This window comes from Arthrobacter cavernae (genome assembly GCF_017368795.1).
GTDB lineage: Bacteria > Actinomycetota > Actinomycetes > Actinomycetales > Micrococcaceae > Arthrobacter > Arthrobacter cavernae.
The window spans coordinates 82,327-103,979 of record NZ_JAFNLL010000029.1 but is presented as its reverse complement, the minus strand read 5'-3'; the positions used below and the strand labels follow the sequence as shown (position 1 = coordinate 103,979).

Annotated in this window: 23 protein-coding genes, 1 tRNA gene and 1 riboswitch; of the genes, 10 read left to right on the top strand and 14 right to left on the bottom strand. The window is 67.4% G+C overall.

Annotated elements, in window-relative coordinates:
- Positions 1-665: 665 nt before the first annotated feature.
- A tRNA-Ser gene (locus tag J1902_RS12890) sits at positions 666-755 on the bottom strand.
- A gap of 165 nt (positions 756-920) precedes the next feature.
- Between J1902_RS12890 and J1902_RS12885 the strand changes: the two genes are divergently transcribed.
- The 3 genes from J1902_RS12885 to J1902_RS12875 are packed head-to-tail and all read left to right on the top strand — an operon-like array spanning position 921 to position 3,606.
- Positions 921-1,955 (top strand): zinc-dependent alcohol dehydrogenase, encoded by a 1,035-nt coding sequence (locus J1902_RS12885; protein WP_207616646.1) that lies wholly within the window; start codon positions 921-923, stop codon positions 1,953-1,955.
- A gap of 3 nt (positions 1,956-1,958) precedes the next feature.
- Positions 1,959-2,351, top strand: a complete 393-nt coding sequence (locus J1902_RS12880; RefSeq protein WP_207616645.1) for a 6-pyruvoyl trahydropterin synthase family protein — start codon at positions 1,959-1,961, stop codon at positions 2,349-2,351.
- Positions 2,352-2,394: 43 nt separating this feature from the next.
- Positions 2,395-3,606: a DNA glycosylase AlkZ-like family protein gene (locus J1902_RS12875; RefSeq protein WP_207616643.1), complete on the top strand. Its 1,212-nt coding sequence runs from the start codon at positions 2,395-2,397 to the stop codon at positions 3,604-3,606.
- Between the two features lie 40 nt (positions 3,607-3,646).
- Here the strand turns inward: J1902_RS12875 and J1902_RS12870 are convergent, their stop codons facing one another.
- Positions 3,647-4,033, bottom strand: a complete 387-nt coding sequence (locus tag J1902_RS12870; RefSeq protein ID WP_207616641.1) for a VOC family protein — start codon at positions 4,031-4,033, stop codon at positions 3,647-3,649.
- A gap of 173 nt (positions 4,034-4,206) precedes the next feature.
- Between J1902_RS12870 and J1902_RS12865 the strand changes: the two genes are divergently transcribed.
- Positions 4,207-4,488, top strand: coding sequence for a hypothetical protein (locus tag J1902_RS12865; protein WP_207616639.1), 282 nt, complete (start codon positions 4,207-4,209; stop codon positions 4,486-4,488).
- An 80-nt stretch (positions 4,489-4,568) separates the two neighbouring features.
- Here the strand turns inward: J1902_RS12865 and J1902_RS12860 are convergent, their stop codons facing one another.
- On the bottom strand, positions 4,569-5,078 hold the full coding sequence (locus tag J1902_RS12860) for a nucleoside deaminase (RefSeq protein ID WP_207616638.1): 510 nt from the start codon (positions 5,076-5,078) through the stop codon (positions 4,569-4,571).
- A 23-nt stretch (positions 5,079-5,101) separates the two neighbouring features.
- On the opposite strand from J1902_RS12860, the gene upp reads away from it, so the two are divergent.
- The 3 genes from upp to J1902_RS12845 all read left to right on the top strand — a co-directional run bounded on the left by upp (position 5,102) and on the right by J1902_RS12845 (position 7,097).
- The gene (upp, locus tag J1902_RS12855) at positions 5,102-5,737 is read left to right on the top strand and encodes a uracil phosphoribosyltransferase (RefSeq protein ID WP_207616637.1); all 636 of its coding nucleotides are present in this window, start codon (positions 5,102-5,104) and stop codon (positions 5,735-5,737) included.
- 253 nt (positions 5,738-5,990) lie between these two features.
- On the top strand, positions 5,991-6,368 hold the full coding sequence (locus J1902_RS12850; protein ID WP_207616636.1) for a VOC family protein: 378 nt from the start codon (positions 5,991-5,993) through the stop codon (positions 6,366-6,368).
- Positions 6,369-6,425: 57 nt separating this feature from the next.
- Positions 6,426-7,097 (top strand): HAD-IA family hydrolase, encoded by a 672-nt coding sequence (locus J1902_RS12845; RefSeq protein WP_207616635.1) that lies wholly within the window; start codon positions 6,426-6,428, stop codon positions 7,095-7,097.
- Positions 7,098-7,245: 148 nt separating this feature from the next.
- Here the strand turns inward: J1902_RS12845 and J1902_RS12840 are convergent, their stop codons facing one another.
- The 3 genes from J1902_RS12840 to J1902_RS12830 form a co-directional block, all read right to left on the bottom strand.
- A complete protein-coding gene (locus J1902_RS12840; RefSeq protein ID WP_207616634.1) occupies positions 7,246-8,028 on the bottom strand; it encodes an aggregation-promoting factor C-terminal-like domain-containing protein in 783 nt (260 codons plus the stop codon).
- A 5-nt stretch (positions 8,029-8,033) separates the two neighbouring features.
- A riboswitch (cyclic di-AMP (ydaO/yuaA leader) is annotated at positions 8,034-8,190 on the bottom strand.
- Between the two features lie 136 nt (positions 8,191-8,326).
- Positions 8,327-9,817, bottom strand: coding sequence for a sensor histidine kinase (locus J1902_RS12835; protein ID WP_207616633.1), 1,491 nt, complete (start codon positions 9,815-9,817; stop codon positions 8,327-8,329).
- Positions 9,818-9,828: 11 nt separating this feature from the next.
- A complete protein-coding gene (locus J1902_RS12830; protein ID WP_207616632.1) occupies positions 9,829-10,569 on the bottom strand; it encodes a response regulator transcription factor in 741 nt (246 codons plus the stop codon).
- Between the two features lie 680 nt (positions 10,570-11,249).
- On the opposite strand from J1902_RS12830, the gene J1902_RS12825 reads away from it, so the two are divergent.
- Positions 11,250-12,119 carry a winged helix-turn-helix domain-containing protein gene (locus J1902_RS12825; RefSeq protein ID WP_207616631.1) on the top strand — a complete coding sequence of 290 codons (870 nt, stop codon included), beginning with the start codon at positions 11,250-11,252 and terminating at the stop codon, positions 12,117-12,119.
- A gap of 247 nt (positions 12,120-12,366) precedes the next feature.
- Positions 12,367-12,888 carry a SixA phosphatase family protein gene (locus J1902_RS12820; RefSeq protein WP_207616630.1) on the top strand — a complete coding sequence of 174 codons (522 nt, stop codon included), beginning with the start codon at positions 12,367-12,369 and terminating at the stop codon, positions 12,886-12,888.
- Between the two features lie 92 nt (positions 12,889-12,980).
- Here J1902_RS12820 and J1902_RS12815 read toward each other — a convergent pair whose 3' ends face one another.
- The 5 genes from J1902_RS12815 to J1902_RS12795 form a co-directional block, all read right to left on the bottom strand.
- Positions 12,981-13,655 carry a hypothetical protein gene (locus J1902_RS12815; RefSeq protein ID WP_207616629.1) on the bottom strand — a complete coding sequence of 225 codons (675 nt, stop codon included), beginning with the start codon at positions 13,653-13,655 and terminating at the stop codon, positions 12,981-12,983.
- Between the two features lie 125 nt (positions 13,656-13,780).
- Positions 13,781-14,347 carry a hypothetical protein gene (locus tag J1902_RS12810; RefSeq protein WP_207616628.1) on the bottom strand — a complete coding sequence of 189 codons (567 nt, stop codon included), beginning with the start codon at positions 14,345-14,347 and terminating at the stop codon, positions 13,781-13,783.
- Positions 14,348-14,427: 80 nt separating this feature from the next.
- Positions 14,428-15,081: a TetR/AcrR family transcriptional regulator gene (locus J1902_RS12805; RefSeq protein WP_207616627.1), complete on the bottom strand. Its 654-nt coding sequence runs from the start codon at positions 15,079-15,081 to the stop codon at positions 14,428-14,430.
- Entirely contained in the window at positions 15,078-17,114 is a 2,037-nt protein-coding gene (locus J1902_RS12800; RefSeq protein ID WP_207616626.1) for a YhgE/Pip domain-containing protein, read from the bottom strand. The genes J1902_RS12805 and J1902_RS12800 overlap by 4 nt, the downstream gene beginning before the upstream one ends.
- On the bottom strand, positions 17,111-17,803 hold the full coding sequence (locus J1902_RS12795; protein ID WP_207616625.1) for a P-loop NTPase family protein: 693 nt from the start codon (positions 17,801-17,803) through the stop codon (positions 17,111-17,113). The genes J1902_RS12800 and J1902_RS12795 overlap by 4 nt, the downstream gene beginning before the upstream one ends.
- Positions 17,804-18,076: 273 nt before the next feature.
- Between J1902_RS12795 and J1902_RS12790 the strand changes: the two genes are divergently transcribed.
- Positions 18,077-18,433 carry a hypothetical protein gene (locus J1902_RS12790; RefSeq protein WP_207616624.1) on the top strand — a complete coding sequence of 119 codons (357 nt, stop codon included), beginning with the start codon at positions 18,077-18,079 and terminating at the stop codon, positions 18,431-18,433.
- A 44-nt stretch (positions 18,434-18,477) separates the two neighbouring features.
- Here the strand turns inward: J1902_RS12790 and J1902_RS19705 are convergent, their stop codons facing one another.
- Genes J1902_RS19705 through J1902_RS12780 form a run of 3 tightly spaced genes read right to left on the bottom strand, consistent with a single transcriptional unit; the run spans position 18,478 to position 21,625 of the window.
- Positions 18,478-19,494 (bottom strand): serine hydrolase, encoded by a 1,017-nt coding sequence (locus J1902_RS19705; protein ID WP_278253640.1) that lies wholly within the window; start codon positions 19,492-19,494, stop codon positions 18,478-18,480.
- Positions 19,416-20,120, bottom strand: a complete 705-nt coding sequence (locus J1902_RS19700) for a serine hydrolase domain-containing protein (protein ID WP_278253638.1) — start codon at positions 20,118-20,120, stop codon at positions 19,416-19,418. The genes J1902_RS19705 and J1902_RS19700 overlap by 79 nt, the downstream gene beginning before the upstream one ends.
- A 44-nt stretch (positions 20,121-20,164) precedes the next feature.
- Positions 20,165-21,625: a dihydrolipoyl dehydrogenase family protein gene (locus J1902_RS12780; protein ID WP_207616623.1), complete on the bottom strand. Its 1,461-nt coding sequence runs from the start codon at positions 21,623-21,625 to the stop codon at positions 20,165-20,167.
- Positions 21,626-21,653: the final 28 nt, after the last annotated feature.

Genomic DNA, 21,653 nt, shown 5'->3' with positions numbered 1-21,653 from the left:
ATTTGCCGACTCCGGTCAGTTTAAAGTTGCCGCTTACACGCTAGCGAGGAAACCCGGGACGAGGTGCTTATACATCTGGGAAAGGTGGAGACGGCGCTGGTCCGTTTGCTTGCACCGAACGACGTACGGGACGCTGCCGATGCAGTCTACCGTTCGTTGCACTTCATGATGATCGCCAAAATGCCTCTAGAAGGAGACCTGGAGAGGGGATTTTACGGCGACAAGGAAGCTCTCAAGCAATATTCAGCCGCGAACGAGGAACTCCTTCGGCTATGCCGGGCGGACTTGGGAAGACAGCCTTGAGCGCCGCTTGATCCTGAAACCCAACATGTAGGTCCAGCGACCCCTATGACCTATCGGCCTGAGCGGCTCCAATGAGCTCCACGGAGGGCTCTAAAGCGAATGATTATCATCTGCCCAGACTCGTACACAATGTGACCACCCGAACGCTCCGGGTGGAATTGGCTGCCCAGGGGAGGGGGTGTCGACCCATGTCGTCGCGACGGTCAACGAGTGGCAAGACCTTCGGCAGACACACAGGGCATAGCCGTAGCTGTTGCCCTTGATCAGCAGGTTGCGCTCAAAGTGCGCTCACGGGGTTGATTCGGGCAAAGCAAAAGGCGTCTACTTCGCTGTGTTATCAACGATGTAGACGCCTTCGCAATTGGCGGTGACGGTGGGATTTGAACCCACGTTGGCTTTTACACCAAACAACATTTCGAGTGTTGCACCTTCGGCCGCTCGGACACGTCACCAACTGGAATAGGTTACCGGAAGTTGGTGCATGTTCCCAAAACGATCACCGGGAGTTCCCGCACGTTCCTGCAACTCCGCCCTCTTTGTCCCCTCAAGTTCCGTTGAGTCCGCCCGCCGCCAGGCCCTTTCCTTGCGCTCGTCACAAGTCTAGATTCATAGGCAGCATGAGCGAGTCAGAGCACCGCCGCCAAGCAACCGCCTACTGGACCGTGGGTCCGGGTGTGGGTGGGCTCCGCGTTGAGGAGCTGCCGGCACCGGACCAGGGCCAGGCCTTGGTGCGTGCCCTCTACTCCGGCATCAGCAGGGGCACCGAGCTCCTGGTCCACAAGGCCGGCGTGCCGGACCGCGTGGCCGAGGTAATGCGCGCGCCCCACCAAGTAGGCGACTTTCCCTTGCCGGTGAAGTTCGGCTACCTGTCCGTGGGCGTGGTCGAAGAAGGCCCGGAGGGCTGGGCCGGCCGGATCGTGTTCTGCCTCCACCCCCACCAGGACCGGTACGTGGTCCCCGTCGAATCTCTGACCATCGTTCCGGCCGAGGTCCCCGCCAGGCGAGCCGTGCTGACCGGCATCGTGGAGACAGCCGTCAACGCCCTCTGGGAAGCCGGTCCGCGGATCGGCGACCGGATCGCCGTCGTCGGGGCCGGACTGGTGGGCGGCGTGCTTGCTGCACTTCTCACGCGCTTTCCGCTGGAGCGGCTGCAGCTCGTGGACGCCGGCCCTCGGCGCAAGGAACTGGCGGACGCCCTGCGGGTCGACTTTGCGCTCCCGGACGAGGCCCTTGCAGACTGCGACATCGTGTTCCACTGCTCGGCGAGCGAGCCGGGCCTGGAACGCTGCCTGCAGCTGTGCGGCACGGACGGCGAGATCATCGAGCTCTCCTGGTACGGCACCCGCCGCGTGAGCCTGCCGCTGGGGGAGGACTTCCACGCCCGGCGCCTGTCCGTGCGGGCCAGCCAGGTGAGCGTGGTGGCCCGGGCCCGGCGGCACCGCCGGAGCAACGCGGACCGCCTGGCGCTCGCCGTCTCGCTGCTCCGCGACCCCGTCTTCGACACCTTCCTGAGCGGCGCTTCCGGCTTCGCGGACCTCCCCGGGGTGATGGAACAGCTCGCGGACGGCAGGCTGGACGCCCTGTGCCACCTCATCGAATACCCGCCGCCGGCCGAACAACCCGACGAACAGCCCGCCCAGGAAGGGGAGTAGCCGATGTTCAGCCTGACCGTCCGGCGCCATGTCATGATCGCCCACAGCCTTCCGCGGGAGGTTTTCGGCCCGGCCCAAGGCCTTCACGGGGCCACCTTCGTGGCCGAGGTGACGTTCCGGCGCGCGGAGCTCAACCAGGACGCGATCGTGCTGGACATCGGGGCCGCCGGAACCATCGTGGACGCGGTGCTGGACGGCCTGCATTACAGGAACCTGGACGAGCATCCGGACTTCTCCGCAGAGCTCACGACGACGGAGGTGCTGGCCCGATTCATCGCCGAGGCGGTTGCGGCGAAGGTCCGCCCAACGCCCGATGGCGGTGCGCTCGCCGGTGTGGACGTGCTGCTCCGGGAGCATCCCGACGCCTGGGCAGGCTATTCCCTGGATTTCGGCTAGCCGCTGCTCCCACGTTGTCGGTAGTGGGGTGCAGAATGGGGCCATGACGTCCACAGCGCCTGACGCAGCCACGCTCACTCCGCAACGCCTGCGCGCCTGGGCCTGGCACCGGCAGGGGCTGGACGGTTCGCTGCTCGGCAAGAGTTCCGAGGACGTCCTGGACCACGCCGGCTGGGCCCGCTCGGTGGGCGGCGCCAACCCCTACCTGACGCTCTTCTCCCGCGCCGGCATCGGCCGTGAACAAGCGGACCGGGACGTCGCCGCCCTGAAAATCCACGAACTCCCCACCGCCCGCGGCTGCACCTATGTCCTGGGCCAGGCCGACTACGCCTGGGGGCTCCAGCTCGGCCGGGACGCCGCCGTGGCGCCCTTCAAGGTCCTGGCGCGGATGGGCGTCGAGCGCAACGAGATCACGCTGCTCGAAGAGGAAGTCCTGCACGCCCTCAAGGAGGCCAGCGATCCGCTGGACCCCAAGCAGCTCCGGGACGAACTCGGCGATTCCGTGCGCAGCCTCGGCGAGGAAGGCAAGAAGAAGGGCGCGTCCACCACGCTGCCCACGGCCCTGGGCCTGCTGCAGGCCGACGGCCGCATCCGCCGCGTGCCCGTGAACGGACGCCTGGACCAGCAGCGCTACGCGTACACCGCCTGGCAGCTGCCGCCCAGCACAGTCGACGACGACGGCGCCCGCAGCCTCCTGCTAGAACGCTACCTCCGCTGGACCGGCGGGGCGACGCTGAAGCAGAGCCAATGGTTTACGGCGTTCACGGTCGCCCAAAGCAAGAAGGCGCTGGCCGACGTCGGGGCCGTGGAGGTGGCTACGGCCGCCGGTGAGGTGCTTTGGATGCTGCCCGACGACGTCGGGCGGCTTGCCGCTTTTGAGGCGCCGGCCGATGAGCAGATCCAGCTGCTGGCCGGGACGGATTCGCTGGTGCTGCACCGGCGGAACTCGGCGGAGATGTTCGAGGAGGAGGACCGGGGCAAGAAGGTCCTGGACACCACGCTCGCGCTGCAGGCCGATCTGCCGGACCACCCCATTCTGGACCGCGGCCGGATCATCGGGCTGTGGCAGTACGATCCCGGCAAGGAACGGATTGCGGCATGGACGTTCGCCAGGCCCACCGCGGCCGTCAGCAAGCGCATCGCCGAGGTGGAGGCGTGGATCCGTGAGGACCTGGGCGATTTCCGTTCCTTCAGCCTGGACTCGCCGGCGTCGCGGCAGGACCGGATCGACGCGCTGGACGCCGCTAACGCCTGAACCCCGCGGAGCCCGTCTGGCTCAGGCGCCTCCAGAACCGTCAGGCGGCTCCGGAACCATACGGCCGCGTGATCGCCTCGAGGAAGTGCCCGTCCGGGTCGCAGAAGTAGACGCCCCGGCCGCCGTCGTTGTGGTTGACCTGCTGCGGGCGCGAGCGCGCCGGGTCCGCCCAGTACGGGATCCCCTCGGCCTGGATGCGCTCGAAGATGCTGTTGAACTCGTCCTCGCTGACCAGGAACGCATAGTGCTGCGGGGAGATTTCACGCGTGGCCGTGGCGAAATCGAGGGCGACGCCGTGCTCCAGGGCGACCGTCAGGAAGGACCACATGGGCCGGGGCTGCGGCAGGCCCAGGACCCGGGCCAGGAACTCGGCGGAACGGCGTTTGTCCGTGGCGTAGACGATGGTGTGGTTGAAGGCGATGGCCATGGTGTCCTCCTGGGAATTCCGGCGGTTTTCCGGCCGTGGGAGACCGTCATCTGGTTAGTTTCATCACGTCCGCTGCGTCTGCGGGGAATCGGCCGTGGACTGGCCGCATACTGGAGAAGACCCCCACAGAACCCTTCCCCGGCAGGCAGCCCGGGCACACAGAAAGAACAGTCGTGGAAACCGTAAAGAAGGCCGTATCCAGCGAGTATTTCCCGGCAGCCACCGTGCTCTTTGCCGTGCTGCTTTTCTGGACCGTCGGCCTGCTCGGTGGCCTGCACATGTTGAGCCTGAACCAGCCGCCCTTGGCTGCACTCGGCTGGACGCTGTTCATCTACGCCTCGGTGGTCCTGACGCCCGTCGCCGGGTTCCTGGCTGCCTTGGATCTGCGGCGGCGCTGGCGCCGGAACCAGGCCGCAAGCGGTGCCGGACAGACGGCCGAGACGCGTTCCAGCTAAGCCCGTTCCCGGGCTTGCCTTACCCGGCTGACGTTCCACGGTTCCAGCGCTCCTGACTTGCAGCTACGCCCGATGGTCAGCTACGCCCGGTGCGCGGCGAAGAAGTCGCGCAGCAGGGCCGCGCACTCCTCCTCGCGGACGCCGGCGTAGACCTCCACCCAGTGGTTCAGGCGGCGTTCGCGGAGGATGTCGAACACCGAGCCCACGGCACCGGCCTTGTCGTCCCAGGCGCCGAACACCACCCGCGGAATCCGGGCCAACACAACGGCTCCGGCGCACATCGCGCACGGCTCCAGCGTGACCACCAGCGTGCAGTCTTCCAGCCGCCAGCCGTCCCCGCCCTCGCCGAGCTCCCGGGCATGGCGCTGCAGCGCGGCCGCCGCCTCGCGGATGGCGACAATTTCGGCGTGCGCCGTAGGATCGCCGTGCACTTCGCGTTCGTTGCGCCCGACACCCAGCACCCCGCCGTCGGGCCCCAACACGACGGCGCCGATCGGCACGTCCTCCGTCTCCAAGGCCTGCCGGGCCTGGTCAAGGGCGAGCCCCATCCAGGCAATGTGTTCTGCGTGATAAAGCTCGTTGGTGCTCATAGCTCAATGATAGTTTTGGAGGCATGCGCACACTCGTCGTGGACCACCCGCTGGTCGCTCACAAGCTCACCGTTCTGCGGGATAAGAACACGCCCTCCCCGGTATTCCGTCAACTCACGGAGGAACTCGTCACGCTGCTGGCGTACGAGGCCACACGCGAGGTGAAGACCCAGCCGGTGGAAATCGAGACCCCGGTCACCAAGACCGTCGGGACTGCGTTCACCAAGCCCACGCCACTGGTGGTCCCCATCCTGCGCGCCGGGCTCGGCATGCTCGAGGGCATGACCAAGCTGGTCCCCACCGCCGAGGTCGGCTTCCTGGGCATGGCCCGCGACGAAGAGACCCTGGACATCATCACCTACGCCGAGCGCCTCCCCGAGGACCTCACCGGCCGCCAGATCTTCGTGCTGGACCCGATGCTGGCCACCGGCGGCACCCTGCGCGAGGCCATCAAGTTCCTCTTCAAGCGCGGCGCCTCGGACGTCACCTGCATCTGCCTGCTTGCCGCCCCCGAGGGCCTGGCCAAGCTGGAAGAAGAGCTCTCGGACGCCAACGTCAAGATCGTGCTGGCCTCGATCGACGAGAAGCTCAACGAAAAGTCCTACATCGTTCCGGGCCTGGGCGACGCCGGCGACCGCCTTTACGGCGTGGCTGGTTAGTTCCAACACGTACGACGGCGGCGGTCCCGATGGCGGGGGCCGCCGCTTTCGTCTGTGGCCGGGGCCCGGCCCGCCCGGCGCCGCGGCGCGCGGCGTTCCCTCCCAGTTGCTTTGCTCGCGAGCGCCAGGTGCCGCGGATTTCCGGGGTTCGCCGCGATTCACGGCGGCCTCCGAGGCCGGCAACTGGGCAGGAGCGTCGGAGCTAACGATTGACCTCTACCGCTTTCCTGCCTCCGCCGTTAGCCTGTGGCGCATGGACTGGAAACTTGAACTTGTGTTTGTGCCCGTGTCGGACGTGGACGTCGCCAAGGATTTCTACGTCAACAAGGTCGGCTTCAACGCCGACTACGACGAACGGCCCACGGATGGCATCCGCTTCGTGCAACTGACACCGCCCGGCTCCGCATGTTCCATCTGCATCGGCGAGGGCCTCAACGATGCCCCTCCGGGCACCGCCCCCAGCCTGCAGATGGTGGTGAGCGACATCCAGAAGGCCCGCGACCACCTCAAGGCCAACGGCGTGGACGTCAGCGATGTGGACATCCAGGACTGGGGCCACTTCGTGTACTTCTCCGACCCGGACGGCAACAAGTGGGCCGTGCAGTACCTCCCGGGCAGGCCCAACGGCTAACAGGACTCACGCCGTAAAAGTTGCGCGCCGGCCCGGTGGCAAGGGCAGGATGGAGCCATGAGCCTGCCTACCGGATCCCCGTCAACCCTCACCACGCGTGCCATCCTCTTCGACATGGACGGCACGCTGGTCGATTCCACCGCGATCGTGGAACAGGTATGGGGCGAGTTCGCGGCCCGCTACAGCCTGGACATCGCCGAGATCCTGCGCACCTCGCACGGCGTCCAGGCCAAGGACACGGTGCGCCGCTTCGCCCCGGCCGGCGCAGACATCGAGGCCCTGGCCGGTGAGCTCGGCGAGATGGAGCGGAGCCGCACGGAGGGCATCGTCGCGCTGCCCGGCGCCGCGGCGCTGCTGCAATCTCTGCCAACTGACGCCGTCGCCCTGGTCACCTCCGCGGACAGCATCCTGGCCGACGTCCGCATGCGGGCGGCGGGCCTTGCCATGCCGACGACGGCGGTCACCTCCGAGGCGGTGACTCGCGGCAAGCCGGACCCGGAGGGCTATCTCAAAGCCGCCGCGCTGCTGGGCGCCGAGCCGGCCGACGTCGTGGTTTTTGAGGACGCACCGGCGGGCATTGCCGCCGCACGCGCCGCCGGGATGCGGACTGTGGTGGTGGGCGGCGCCGGTGGGCTCGCGGAGGGCATGTGGCGGATCCGCGACTACTCGGCCGTCACCGCAGCGATCACAGCCGACGACGGCGGCCGCCTCATCACGCTGTCGCTCTGAGGACAACTGTCGCTCCAGGCCGCCGGATCTGCTGAATCAACGGCGGAACCGGGTCAACCGGGCCGGACGTGCAGGAAGGCCCGTTCCCCCAGCGAACGGGCCTTCCAAAATCAGTGCGGCAGCGGGGCCGGACCGGTACCGGGCCGGCTTAGTACCAGTTGTTGGCGTAGTGGAAGCCCAGCGCGGCTGCGGGGGAGCCGTAGCGCTCCTTGATGTAGTTCAGGCCCCACTGGATCTGGGTCTTGTAGTTGGTTTGCCAGTCGGCACCCGCGGAAGCCAACTTGGACGCGGGCAGGGACTGCACGATGCCGTAGGCGCCGCTGGAAGGGTTCGTGGCCGTGGTGCGCCAGTTGGATTCCTTCTCCCAGAGGATGCTCAGGGCGGACATCTGGTCCTGGCCCCAGCCGTAGGCTGCCAGCTGGCTGGCGGCGTAGGCCTTGGCGCCTGCGGGGTCATCGACGGCTACCGGAGCGGCCGCTGCAGCGGCTGCCGCGGCAGCTGCGGCGTCGGCGGCCTGCTTGGCGGCGGCCTCGGCTGCTGCCTTCTCGGCGGCGGCCTTGTCAGCCGCGGCTTTGTCCGCTGCTGCTTTGTCCGCCGCAGCCTTCGCGGCGGCGGCCTTGTCGGCTGCTGTCTTTTCAGCGGCAGCCTTCTTGAGGATGGCCATTTCAGCGTCGATGTCCGAGACGCTGGCCTGCGCGGTTGCCTGGGTCTCCGAGACGCGGTTTAGCTCCGGTGCCTTGAAGGCTGCATCGGCAGCCTGGCCGACGGATGCGGCACCCAGCAGGGCGGCCACGACGCCGGCCACAACGGACATGCGCTGGGTCTTGCCGCCGCGGGCGGCGTTCTTCAGAACGCTCTGGGGCGTGCTCAGCGGGGCGGCGTTTTCGCCGCGGTGGCGCGATTCAGGGCGCGACTGATCCTTGGAAGACATGGGTGTATACCTCTCGGCGCCTGCGGAGTTAGCTGTCGGATTCGGATGAGGTCATCCGGCCGCACGCGTGGCGTTGCGGCTTCACCCCTAGGGCCGGCATGGAAGCCATGGCCCGGAGACTCTGGGTCCCCCGTCTCTGCCTTGAAGTAGCGGAATCCGGGCAGTGGCAGAGCTCGGCGTCTGCCCGGAGGTGCGCCGGAACGGTCGGCTCACCCGTTCGACGGTACAGGAGCTTTCCACTTAAGTCACATTTAGGTAACAGAGATCACGACGGCGGTGCGTCGCCTTGCGCAATTCGTTACCGAACCTCGCTCCGCGCCACCGGCAACCGCAAAGCAAACTCGGTCCGGCCCGGCCGGGAGGTCACTTCCACGCTGCCGCCGTGGGCGTGCACGATCGATTCCACGATCGACAAGCCCAGCCCGGACGTCCCCTCGGAACCTGACCTGGCGGCGTCGGCACGGGCGAAGCGGGAGAAGATCCGGCCCTGGAACTCCGGCGGAATTCCGGGCCCGTTGTCCGTCACGGTGACCACGGCGCTGCCGTCCGACGAGAGCATGACCCCCGTGACCACGATGGTGCCTGCCTCGGTGTGCTTGCGCGCGTTGGACAGCAGGTTGGCCAGCACCTGGTGCAGCTGCTTGGCGTCGCCGCGGACGGTCACGGGCTCGTCCGGAAGCCTGAGCTGCCAGACATGCTCCGGGGCCATGACTCTCTCATCGCTGACGGTCTCGATCACCAGCTGCGTGAGGTCCACGTCCGCCAGCTTGAGCGGTTGGCCTTCGTCCAGGCGGGCCAGGAGCAGCAGGTCCTCCACCAGGGCGGTCATGCGCTCGGACTGGCTCTGGACGCGGGCCAGCGACTTCCGTCCGTCATCGGTGAACGTCTCCGTCATGCGCAGCAACTCCGTGTAGCCGCGGATGGCCGTCAGGGGTGTGCGCAGCTCATGCGAGGCATCGGCCACGAATTGGCGCACCTTCGTCTCGCTTTCCTGCCGGGCCTCGAGCGCATTGGAGACGTTGTTGAGCATGAGGTTCAGGGCATGGCCGACGCTGCCGACCTCTGTGCCCGGGTGGGCCGCCTGCGCCGGAACCCGCACCGCAAGTGCCACCTCACCGGCGTCGAGCGGCAAGCGGGACACCTCGGTGGCCACCTCGGACAGCTGCTCCAGCGGCCGCATGGTCCGCCGGATCACCGCCGTCCCCGTAAGCCCGATCAGCGCCAGCCCGCCCAGGGAAACGAACACCATGGTCCAGACCAGCGAGGTCTCGGTGTTTTGCTTGTCGGCCAGCGGCAGCCCGGTCACAATGACGTCGCCGTACGGGGTTGCTGTGGCCACCAGGCGGTAGTCGCCGTTGGAGAGGCTGCGGTCAACGGGACGGTTGTCGCGGGGCAGTTCGAGCAGGACCTGCTTGTCCTCGGCGGACAGCGTGGCCCGGGTACCATCGGCGTCCAGGACGCCGGCGCTGCTGACCTTGGAGCCAAGGATCCGCGCGCTGAGCGTCCCGGCGCCTTGGCCGCGCGCCTCCAGCGGATCCGGCCGTCCGGAGGGAAGGCTCGACGGCGGCCTGCCGAACTCGGTTGCGCGGCGCGAGGCCTGTTCCAACTGGGAGTCCAGCTGCCGGGTCAGGAACAGGTCCATGGACGCGTAGCTGACCAGGCCCACAGCCCCGCAGATTGCCACGAGCAGGGCCATGGCCACCAGGACGAGGCGTGTGCGCAAGTGCCAGGTGGAAGGGTTCAGCCAGCGCGGGCCGTCGGGACGGGGTGCGCCGGAGAGTGTGGACATGCTGCCCCGGCCTAGTCTGCGGGCTTGATGACGTAGCCGGCGCCGCGCACGGTGTGGATCATGGGCGGATGGTTGGCTTCGATTCTCTTGCGCAGGTAGGAGATGTAGAGCTCCACGATGTTGGCCTGCCCGCCGAAGTCGTAGTCCCATACGCGGTCCAGGATCTGCGCCTTGCTGACCACGCGTTTGGGGTTTTCCATGAGATAGCGCAGCAGTTCGAACTGTGTGGCCGTCAACGGGATGTCCTCGCCGGCACGGGTGACTTCGCGGGTGTCCACATTGAGGGTCAGGTCGCCCACCACCAGCTCGGCCGTATCCATCGCGGCAACGCCGGAGCGCTGGACCAGGCGGTGCAGGCGCAGCAGGACTTCCTCCATGCTGAACGGCTTGGTGACGTAGTCGTCGCCGCCGGCGGCCAGGCCCGTGATGCGATCCTGCACGTCATCCTTGGCGGTGAGGAACAGCGCAGGCACCTCCGGCGCAAAGGCGCGGATCCTGCCCAGCAGCTCCACGCCGTCGAACCCTGGCAGCATCACATCCAGCACCAGCACGTCGGGGCGGAAATCCTTGGCGAGCTTGACGGCTGCGGGGCTGTCACCGGCCACGGCCACGGACCAGCCGGCCATGCGCAGGCCCATGCTCATGAGCTCGGCAAGGCTGGGTTCGTCGTCCACCACCAGGGCGCGGATGGGAGAGCCGTCCGGGTGGGTCAGCTGGGGAAGGTTGTTGGTCATGGAGTGCGAGGATGCCATGGGACAACTCTCCGATCTGCCGGTTAACCGGTGCTTTGCCGAACCTGTGAGCACGCTGTGAGTTCCAGCCTAACCACGAGGGCGGCGGCTGGCCGCGACGGGCGAGGCGTGCCGGGCACGGGCTGCCCGGGCCATGGCGGCACCACTTCTACGCCACGTAGCAGAAATTGGGGCCAAACCCTAGCTGATTCGGGCTTGAGATTAGGCAACATCTGTTTCAGATTTTGGGATTCGAGATTAAAGCAAACCTTCGAACCCGATGGGTCATGATGCCGTATAGGGCGAACAATGTTCACCGCAGGGACGAAATTTGCCACAATTTCCGCACGCTATCCGGTCATCGTTCGTCATGATCAAATTGTGATCTGCGGCACAATAGTGCTCCACGTCTCAGAATGTGGACGTTTTGGCCTATTGTTACTTGCAAGTTGCCATTGTTACGTTGCACACTTCCAATGTGAACAAGAACTCAACAGCACCTGCAGCCGCAGAAGTCAGGCCCAGCACACCCGCCGGTGACCCGATGTGCCGTTGTCGAATGCAAGCCTAACTTTCCACCCCAAAAAAGTTTCAGGCATTCGCCCCTAGCCCGCCGTTGGGCGCCCATCCCCAAACTCATTGCGGGGACAACCAGCATTCGAAGCCGCGATGACGGCTATTCACTTTGAGGTAAGCAATCCATGTCAGTTGCATCCGGATACGTCCACATCTCCGTCCGTAACGCCAACAAGGCCGCCTCCAACGCAGGGCTCCGTCCCGGCTTCGGCAACCGCCCGGCGTACGCCCAGCCGAGCCAGGCCAATGGCCAGCAGGCACCTGGCTATGTTCCCCAGGGCTACAACCCCAGCTCGTACGGCCAGCTGCGCGCCGTGCCGGCCAGCGAGGCCGCACCCATGACTGCCCCCACGCCCGTCGTGGCCCCGGCCGAGCGTGCCCTCCGCCCCGTGCCCAACGAAAACGTGGCCCGTGGTTTTGTCCTCTACATGGGCATCGATGAGGAAACCGCGGCGGCTGCCGGCACCTCGATCGCCAAGCTCGCCCAGGAGATCCGCGCCTACGCCCAGTCGCTCGTGACGGGCGCCGAGAGCTACGCAGCCGTCGCCGTCGCGCCGGCCGGAGCGCCCGGTTCCGCGCTCGACGTCGTCCGCTCCACCTTCGGTGACCCCACCGTGGCCGCCCGCCAGCGCACCGAACCTGCCCGTCCGGCACAGCAGCAGGATGTGCGCCCCTCGGGCGTGCTGATCGACCTGGCCCGCCGTGAAGTGCACCTGGACGGGGAATCCCTGAACCTCACGTTCAAGGAATTCGAACTCCTGAACTACCTCGTCGAGAACGGCACGCGCACCGTGGGCCGCGACGAACTGCTCGAGGGCCTGTGGCGCAACGCCGAGGAAGTGCCGAACGAGCGCACCATCGACGTCCACATCCGCCGCCTGCGCTCCAAGCTGGGCCGCCTGGCGAACACCGTCCGCACCGTGCGCGGCCAGGGCTACCGCTTCTACGAGCACCCCGAGGTCATCGTCTGGGCCGCTCCGGAATACTCGATCTAGCTTTCACAACGCGCGAAAGCGCCCGTTCCCTTTCTGGGGAGCGGGCGCTTTCGCTTCGCGGCATTTCGCCGTGCCTTAGACACCTCCCGCCATGCCGCTCAGGTCGCTGGGCGACCTCCGCAGCATTCTGGTCGGCGATGCGGCACTACGCGAAATCCCGCTGCGCTGCAGCGCCCTCCCTTGGCGGTGGGCGCTTTCGCGCGTCCGGGCCAGTGAGCATGTGCCTCCGCGGCGATAAGGTGGGGGGATGAGCGACCATCACATCAAGCGTCTGGTGATCATGCGGCACGCCAAGTCGGACTGGCCCATGGGGGTGCCGGACCATGATCGGCCCCTGGCGGAACGCGGCCACAATGAGGCTCCGCTCGCCGGGAAATGGCTGCTCAAGCACCATGTGGTCCCCGACTTCATCCTGTGTTCCTCCGCGCTGCGGACCCGTCAGACCTGCATGTGGGTGTGCAATGAACTGGGCGACAAGGCCCCGACGCCGAAACTTGAGGACGGCTTGTATGCCGCCTCCGCGCAGCGCATGCTGACGGTCATCAACCACGTTCCGGACACCGTCACCACGCTCATGATCTTCGCCCACATGCCCGGCGTGCAGGACCTCGCCATGCATCTGGCCTCGCGCGACTCGGACCACGACGCCTACATGGACGCCGCCACGCGGTACCCCACGAGCGCGCTGACGGTCATGGAGATCAACAAGCCGTGGGCCGAACTCGACGGCCAGGACGCCCGGCTCACGCACTTCAAGGTGCCGCGCTAGGACCGCGCCGCGCCGCAAGGCCCGGCGTTCGTCCAGCAGATCAGGCGACGTGGCCGGGCTCAATGTGGCCGGATCTGCTGTCCCGTGCCCTGTCAGAAGTCCTCGGCCGCTACCAAGTGCTGCCCCCGCACCGGGTGGCTTTCCAGTGTGGGTTCTTGGAGGATTTCGGAGAGTGCCTCCACGCTGGCGCCGACGTACACGCTGCGGCCGTAGAGGTCGTTGCCGACGCACCAGGCACCGTCGGCCGGGATCCACCACAGTGGGCGACGGAGGTAGAACTCGCCGCCCGCCAATTCCATGGCATCTGCCACCGGTCCGGTCAGGACATACATGCTCCGGTCCGGGTTGACAGTGATCGTGGCGGTTGTGGCTGGGCCGATGCCATCTCCGATGCCGGCGTAGCCTTCCCAGAACAGAAACCAGCAGTGCTCAGGCGTGGACGTATGGCGACCCAAAATCCCGGCCAGGCCGGCCGCCGTAGAGCCGTCAACGGATCCCATCGCCACGTTCCAGTCCGCGGCCTCCGGGTTGCTCCCGACGATGTCGGTCCATTGCGTAGAGGCGTCCACCTCAAGACCTGGGCCTCCCAGATCCTGCCAGCTTGAAGTGGGGCCATACCCCCGTTCGGCGCGGTTCAACACGCGCGCGTACAGCGGAAAGGGCGGAAGAAGGTTGTCCAGGAGCACTGTCCTTGCCTGCACCGGGCGAACGCGGGCGAGGAAGCTGGACAGGAATTCCGGAACCTCGGTCAAAGGCGTCAGGGACATGTCGGAAGCCTATCCCGAAAGGGGGGTTCCTACGTCGCTGGCCCACTGTCCGTTGCTGACACATAGGGGCAGCGACGGAACAGCGGCTGAGCAACGATCCACGGATGAGTGGAACCGGCTGACGGTCAGCGCTTCGGGGCAGCCTTGCGCTGAACAGAGCCCGACGCCGGACGCTTGGCGGGTGCCGTAGGCTTCCGCTGCACGGGGCGCTTGGCGGCTGACGCTGCTGTGCGCGGCGCCGGGCGCTGTGCCGTACGGGCAGGCGGCCGCTTGGGGGACGTGGCCGGGCGCCGCACCGCCGTCGTCCGCGCCGAACGGCCCGGCAGCACCGCACCGGCGAACAGGAGCAGCAGCGTGCCGCAGCCGGCCACCACCGCGAGGTAGAAGTAGATGTCCGAGTCCCGGCTGCTGACCGCCGTGCCGAAAGCGTCGGCGTCCTGGTTGAAGGCGAGGCCCCACATACGCAGGAAGGCGATGGAGAAGCCGATGAACAGGCTGGTTCCCGCGGCGCCGGCCACAACCGTCAGGTAGCGCCGGCGGTTGAACACCTGGACCACGGACGCCAGGTAGCACGTCAGCAGCGAGGCCAGGAAAAGGTACAGGAGCGCCTCCTCGAGCACGGCAGCGGTCAAGGCGAGCAGCCCAACGGACACGACGGCGGCCACCACCGCAAGCTTCCCGCTGTTTCCCATGTGACGAGTTTATGTGCAGATCATGCCCCTAAAAGCCGTCCATGAGGTCAGGAGCTGTACATAAACTCGGGGGTGCTGGTTTAGTGCAGGACGTAGCCGCGCATGATGGTCATGATCGCGGCGATGCTCTGCTCCCGCGTGCGCTCGGGGTTGTATGTCTGCCGGTCCAGGCCCACCACGAAGATGGCACCCAGGGTGGCCGCTTCCAGGCTGCCCTGCGCGATCGAGCGGTCCACGGGGTAGCGGTCCGCCACGGCGTCGATGGCACCTCGGATCACGGCCAGGAGCTCCTCCCGGAGTTCGGCGAAGACCTTGCCCCATTCGCTGGGGGTGCGCCAGTTTTCGCTGACCCAGAGCCGGGCGAAGGAAGGGTAGTCGTCCATGAAGTCCATGGCCTGGCCCACCATGCCCTCCATGGCCTCGAGGGGATCACTGGCCTGGCCCTCGATAGCCTGGAGCCTGCCCAGCATGATGTCCACGCCGTGGCGCAGGAGCTGGGCGATCAGATCGGACTTGCTGCCGAAGTTGTAATACACCGTGCCCTTGGACACCCCTGCTGCGGCGGCGATCTCGTCCACCGTGACCCCGGCCGCACCGCGCTCGCCGATCAGCTCCATGGACGCCTCGAACAGCCGCTGCTTGGTCGCGTTGGTGCGGGCCGGGCGGAGCTTTTTCCCGGGCGCCCCGGCAGGAGCCGCTGGAGCGGCTGCCGCTCCGGAGTCCTGGGTGCTCATACTGCGATCTCCGGCTTCAGGGTCTTGAGGGTCCACGTCTTGTGCTTGCGGACCGCCAGGGTGGACAGTCCCATCCCCAGCACAGTGTAGCCAACAAGGCCCAGCACGGTCGGCCAGATCATGGACAGCTCCGCGCCGTAGATCAGGTGCCGCATGCCGGTCACCACGTAGCCCATGGGCAGGACTTCGTGCACTACATGAAGCGGCATCGGGGTGGTCTGCCAGGGGAAGGTGCCGCCGGAGGAGACCAGCTGCAGGACCATCAGGACCAGCACCACGAACTTTCCGGGGGTCCCCAGCAGCGCCACGATGCCCTGGATGATCGCGGTGAACGCCATGACGGCCGCCAGCATGAACAGCCACATGAGCAACGGGTGGGCGGGGTTCAGGCCCAGCCCGAGGTTCACCACCAGCGTCAGGATGCTGGCCTGCAGCACGGAGACCACGAAGAACGGCAGCCAGCCGCCGACGGCGATTTTCCAGGCGGGGGCGTTCGAAGCCAGGGCCCGCTGGGTGATGGGCCGCATGGCCTGGACCAGCATGAACACGCCGATCCACAGGGACAGTGTCAGGAAGAACGGGGCCAGCCCGGCACCGTAGGACCCGGCCTTGGCCTGCGAGACGTTGTTGACCGCGACGGGATCGGCGATCACCTTGGAGACGTTGCTCTTCTGGGAGTCGTCCGGGTTGGGGATCTGGCCGGCGCCCTTGGCCAGCTCGGAGGCCAGGGTGTGGGCGCCGTCGGAGGCGGTGACGGTGCCGCTGGCGAGCTGCCCCGCGCCGTCGTCGAGCTTGGCGGCACCCTCCGAGAGCGCCACCGCACCGTCGAGCGCGTGCTGCTGGCCGGCGGCCAGGGTGGAGGCCCCGGAGCTGAGCTGCCCCGCGCCGGCCGAGGCCTGCGCGATCGCGTCCGTCAGCGCGGGCGTGGCCCCGGCGAGCTTGGCGGCGCCTGCGCTGACAGCGGCCGAGCCGTCCGAGAGCTGCTGGATCTTGGCGGCGTCGCCGGCGATCTTCGCCTTGGCATCCGCTGCGGGGCCGGACGCCGCGGCGGCGTCGAAGTCCGCCAGGACCTTGTCCGCCTGCTCCTGGCTCAACACCCCGGCGGCGACGAGCCGCGCATTGGAGGCCAGCACGCGGTCCCGGAGGCCGGCGTCGAGCGTGTCCAGCTGCCCGACGACGTCCTGGACTTTCGTGTTCAGCTCGGCGTTCCCGGCGGCCACCTGGGCGGCGCCGTCGGCCAGCTTCCGCGCATCGGCGGGCAGGGTGGCGGTCTTGTCCTTCAGCTCGGTGAGTCCGGCGCTGAGCTGACCGGCGCCGTCGGCCAGCTGGTTCGCGCCGTCGCGCAGCTGGGTCTGGCCGGCCACGAGTTCGCCGGTCCCGTTGCGGAGCCGGGTGGTGCCGTCATGCAGGGTGGTGGCGCCGTCGCTGAGCTTCCCGACGCCGTCGGCCAGCTGGGCGGCACCGTCGGCGGCCTTCACGATGGACGTGTGGATGGTGCCGAAGCCGGCGAGGAGCTGGTTGGCGGTCTCCTCGCCCACTTCCTTGGCCACGGTGGAGTGGACCGCGGTGGTGAGCTTGTCCACGATGGTGCCCAGGAGGTAGTTGTTGGCGTCGTTGGTGGTCACATTGAGCATGGCCTGGTTGGCGGCGTCGAAGCTGCCGGGCGAGACCAGGTTCGCGGAGAAGTCCATGGGGATCTTCAGGGCGAAGGCATATTTGCCGGTCTCCACGCCGGCGTCCGCTTCGGCGGCGCTGTCGACGGCCTGCCAGTTGAAGACGTGGCCCTCCACCAGGGAGTCGGCAACCTTCCGGCCGGCCTGCAGCTCGGTTCCGTCCGAAGCCGTGGCCCCGGTGTCCTCGACCACCAGGGCGGCGTCGATCCGGTCCAGGTTCCCGTACGGGTCCCAGTTCGCGTAGAGGTACACGGCGCCGTAGATCAGCGGCACCATGGTCAGGGCGAGGATGGTCAGCTTGGGCAGGAGCCCGCCGGTCATGCGCTTAAGCTCGGAGCGGGCCAGCCGCAGAACAGTCACTTTGCGGTCCTTTGCAGGGAGGGTGTTGCTTCGTGTGTGGCCGGTTCCGGCCGGTGGGCGGACGGCGAAACGGAGTTGCCGATCACCGCGGCGGCGCCCGTCCAAGTGTCCGGGAGGGCAGAGACGACGGCGACGACGGCGAGCGGCCGCCCGGCGTCGGACGCCAACTGCTCAAGCCGGGGGAGCCACGCGCCGGGGTCGGCGCTGTGCCGGTCCGGGGAGTCGAGCACCAGCAGGTCCGTGGCGGGGTCGGCGAGGGCGAGCGTGGTGAGGAGTTCGATCCGGCGGCTGGCTGGAAGCTGTTCGGTCCAGAGCCCGGCGATGTCCTCGAAGCTGTTGACCTTGAGCCAGGGCTTGCTGAGGAGGGCGCCGCGGTACCGGCGGGGGATGAGGGCGAGATCCTCGGTGACCAGGTCGCGGACGCTGAGGTGCTGCTCCGGCTCGTTGACGCCGGGGGAGTCCACCAAGGCGCTGGCCATCCGGACCTTCTTGGTCTTGGCGTTGTTGTCCCAGCTCAGGAGGCCGCTGCCCGGCCTCATGCGGCCGCTGAGGGCGAGCGCCAGGGCGGTCCGCTGCTCCTGCCCGTCCCCGGCCACGAGGAGGAGCTCGCCCCGGCGTGCCTGCAATGACGTGGCGGGCAGGAGGTCATCCCGGCGGCCGTTGATCTGGAGTTGCTGTGCGGACAGCACAATGGGACCTTTCGCAGAACCGGGTGTCTGCTATCAGTCTAACTAAACTGACCAGTCAGTTCAAATAGGCCTGGCGCCGTTCCCCGCGCTCCTGCCCAGTTGCCTGACACCCGGCACGGTTGGATCCCTGGAATGCCGCGGTTCGATTGGCCGCTGCTCTGTGCCAGAGGGATGCAACTGGGGAGGAACGTCGCTCACGCGTCGGCTCGTCTGTGGTTAGGTGGCTATGCCGCCGGTGCCACGAATTCGGGGCCTCAACGTCCAAGGAGAACCATGACTGAAACGCGAGATCTCGAGACCTGGGTGTCCGCATTCATTGGCGCGTTCTCCGACGTTTCTCCGCGGACACTCGGGGACGTGCGTTTCCGCGCTGCAAGGTCGCTGCCTCCTGATCTGCTTGTTGTGGTCTATGAGGACTGGGAGCGCCACGTCACGGCGCGGGCCTTCCCGCTGGCAGAGCTTGAACAGTTGGCTTTCGCTTCTCCCAGCCCGCGTGCCGTTGCCCGGCACATCGTTGTTGGTGACCTCATAGAGCCGTCAGCCCACGGAAGGGTTCTCGATCATGATCTGGTCAAGAACCTCAACGCGGAGTTCCCCGGTTTGGAATGGATCGGTCACGTGCCTTTGTAGGCGGAACCGGCCATGCTGTCCGGGCCGGAAGCAGGCGCCCCCCGTCAGCTCCGCGTGAACGTCCCCAGCCCGGTGCGGTCGTAGAAGTCCAGCCTGACGCTGGGCGCCGGGCCGCCGGCGGCAAACAGCGCACCCGCCAGGCCGTTGGCATTTTCGCCGATGGTTTCAAAGCTGAAGGTGTCACCGTCGAAGTGGGTGAGCGGGAATGTCGTTGGGCCGGCGTCCGGGCCCATGGTCATGGCCAGCTTCCCGTCCTTCTCGGTGACGAGCAGCGGCCCGTAGTAGGAGTTGGCATACGTGCCGGCGTATACCCCCAGGGGCTGGGCGGGAGCCGGGGTGGCCGGTAGCTGGGAGTAATCCACCTTCGGCTTCTCGGACTCATAGATCTGCTGGAACACGCCGGCGGTGAACGTGAGCCAATCCACCGCGGGCGCTCCGTGCTGGACGGCGTCCATGAAGCCGGCGGTCACCGCCTCCGGGATTCCCTGCGGCCGCCCGTTGGTGAGGACCACGATGGCGAGCTGCTCGCCGGGAAGCATCGAGACGGCGGTGGCGGCCCCCAGATTGAACGCGCCTGAATGGCTCAGCGACACGCGGCCCTGATCGTCGTAGCCGACGTTCCAGCCGAGGGCATAGAAGCGGCTCCGGGCGTCCGGGTCCGACGCCGGTCCGGAGACGGCGTGCGGAACATGGCTCGTCTGCAGGGCGGCCGGGTCAATCACCGGTTTGCCCTCGTAGCTGCCGCTGGCGAGCTGCAGCCGGAGCCATTGGGCAAGGTCCCGGACCGACGAGCTCGCGCTCCCGGCCGGGGCCTGGGAATCGGCGTTGCGGTGGTACCTGGCTTCCCATTTTCCATCCCCCACGGGCACATGGATGATGGCCCGGTCGGCCCGTTTCTCGAAGTCCGAGTAGCGGTAACTGCTCGAGGACATGCCGAGCGGCCGGAACAGGACCTCCTCGGCCAGGTCCTCCCACGAGGTCTTCATCGCGTCGGCGGCGGCCTGGCCGCCCCAGGTGTAGCCGAAGTTGCTGTAGTTGTAGCTGGCCCGGAACCTGTCCAGGGGTTCCTGGTTGAGGTGCCCCAGAATGTAGGAACGGTCGAAGCCCAGGTCCTCCAGTAAGTCGCCGCACCGGTTCGCAAACCGCTCTGGTGCGACATGAGGTCGGCAAGAGTGGCATTCCGGGTGACAAACTCGTCCTTGAGCGCGAAAGCCTTGGTGTAGCCAATGACGGGGTCCGTCCATTTGAGCACGCTCCGGCCCACCACGCCCGCCACCACCGTTGACGCCAGCGGCTTGGACACCGAGGCGATCTGGAACACCGTGTCGGCGGTGATCTTTTCGGGCTTCCCCACCTCACGCAGGCCGAATCCCTTGGCGTGCACCATCTCGTCCCGGTACACCACCCCCACGGCCATGCCCGGCAGCCCGGTCTTGTCCATCGCGTCCTGGACGAAGGCGTCCAGCCAGGCCAGGGCGGCGTCCACCTTGGCCCGGTCCAGCAGCGGTTGAACGGGCCCCGGCGGTGCCGGCAGAAGCGACCCCGACGGCGAGACCGACGTCGACGCCGGGGCGGAACCGCCGGTACAGGCGGCCAGAAGCGGCATCGCCGCGACTCCGACAGCCCCGACCCCAATGGTCTTCAGGAGCGTCCGCCGGTCCGAGGAAACGGAATTGATGGCAGTCATGAAACATCCCCCTTGTGGTTGGCTGATCAGTTGTTGTTCGCGGATCAGAGTCCGTACTTCTCCAGCAGCCGCAGCCACACCTCGCTCAGCGTGGGGAACGACGGCACCGCGTGCCACAGCCGCTCCAACGGAATCTCGCCCACGATCGCGATGGTGGCCGCGTGCAGCAGCTCCGCCACTCCCGGGCCTGCAAACGTCGCCCCGAGGATCACCTTGCGGTCCTCGTCCACCACCAGCTGCGCCCACCCCTTGTAGCCGGAGGAAAGCAGCTGGGAGCCCGACACGTTGATGGGCAGTTCCACGGAGGTGGCATTGATCCCGCGAATCAGTGCCTGTTCCAGCGTCGGTCCTACGGAGGCGACTTCGGGGTCGGTGAACACCACGCTTGGGATGGCATGCTCATTGGCGGTCTGGACCACCGGACTCCAGGGCTGCGGCGCGCCATGAATTTTCCCGGCAGCACGGGCAACGATCGCGTCCCCCGTGGCCCTGGCCTCGTACTTCCCCTGGTGCGTGAGAAGGGCCTTGCCCGCGGCATCGCCGGCCGCGTAGAGCCAAAGGCCGCTGGTGCCATCGCTCGCGGCGCCCTCCACCAAGCCTGTCGAGTCCGTGGTGAGCCGCAGTGGCTTGTCGTTCTGAGCCTCGACGCCCACGTTCTCGAGGCCAAGATTGGCCAGAGCGGGGTGCCGGCCGGACGCGACAAGGAGCTTGTCAGCGGTGAGCGTTTTTCCGTCGCCCAGCGTCACGGTGAGGGAACCGTCGTCGTTCTTCTCGACCCGATGCATGTCGGCATTCAGGCGGAGGTCCACGCCGTCCGCGCGCAGCCCTGCCGCCACAAGTTTCGCGGCCTCGGGTGGGAAAGTGCTCAGCAACCGGCCGCGAGCCACAAGCGCGACGTCTGCCCCCAGCCGTGCGAAGGCCTGGGCGAGCTCGACGCCGGCCACGCCGCCGCCGACCACCATGAACCGCTCGGGGATCGTGCGCGCGGAGGTGGCTCCGCGCGTGGTCCAGTAGGGGACGTCCTTGAGACCGTCGATGTCCGGGATAGTGGGTGTTGAGCCGGTGGCGACCACGACGGCGTGAGTCGCCTTGAGCGCGTAGCTGTTGCCGTCCAGGCCGTCCACCTGGACCTCGCGGGGGCCGGTGATGCGCCCGCGCCCACGGATGAGTTCGATGCCCGTGTCCTCAAGCCATTTCACCTGGCTGTGGTCCTGCCAGCGGGCGGTGAACCAGTCCCGGTGCTTCAGCGCGGCGCTGGCGTCCAGGGTTTCGGTGACGGCCTCGGCCGCGCCGGGAACCAGTTGGGCCGCGTGCAGCGCGGAACCGGGCCGGAGCAGCGCCTTGGACGGGATGCAGGCCCAGTAGGAGCATTCGCCGCCCACCAGTTCGGCCTCGATCACCACCGCCGTCAGTCCGCCGCGGACCACACGGTCCGCGACGTTTTCCCCGACGGCGCCCGCGCCGATCACAATGACATCGAATTCCCGGGAACTCTCGGCAGTCATGGGGACAGCCTACGCCCGGTTGGGCGTT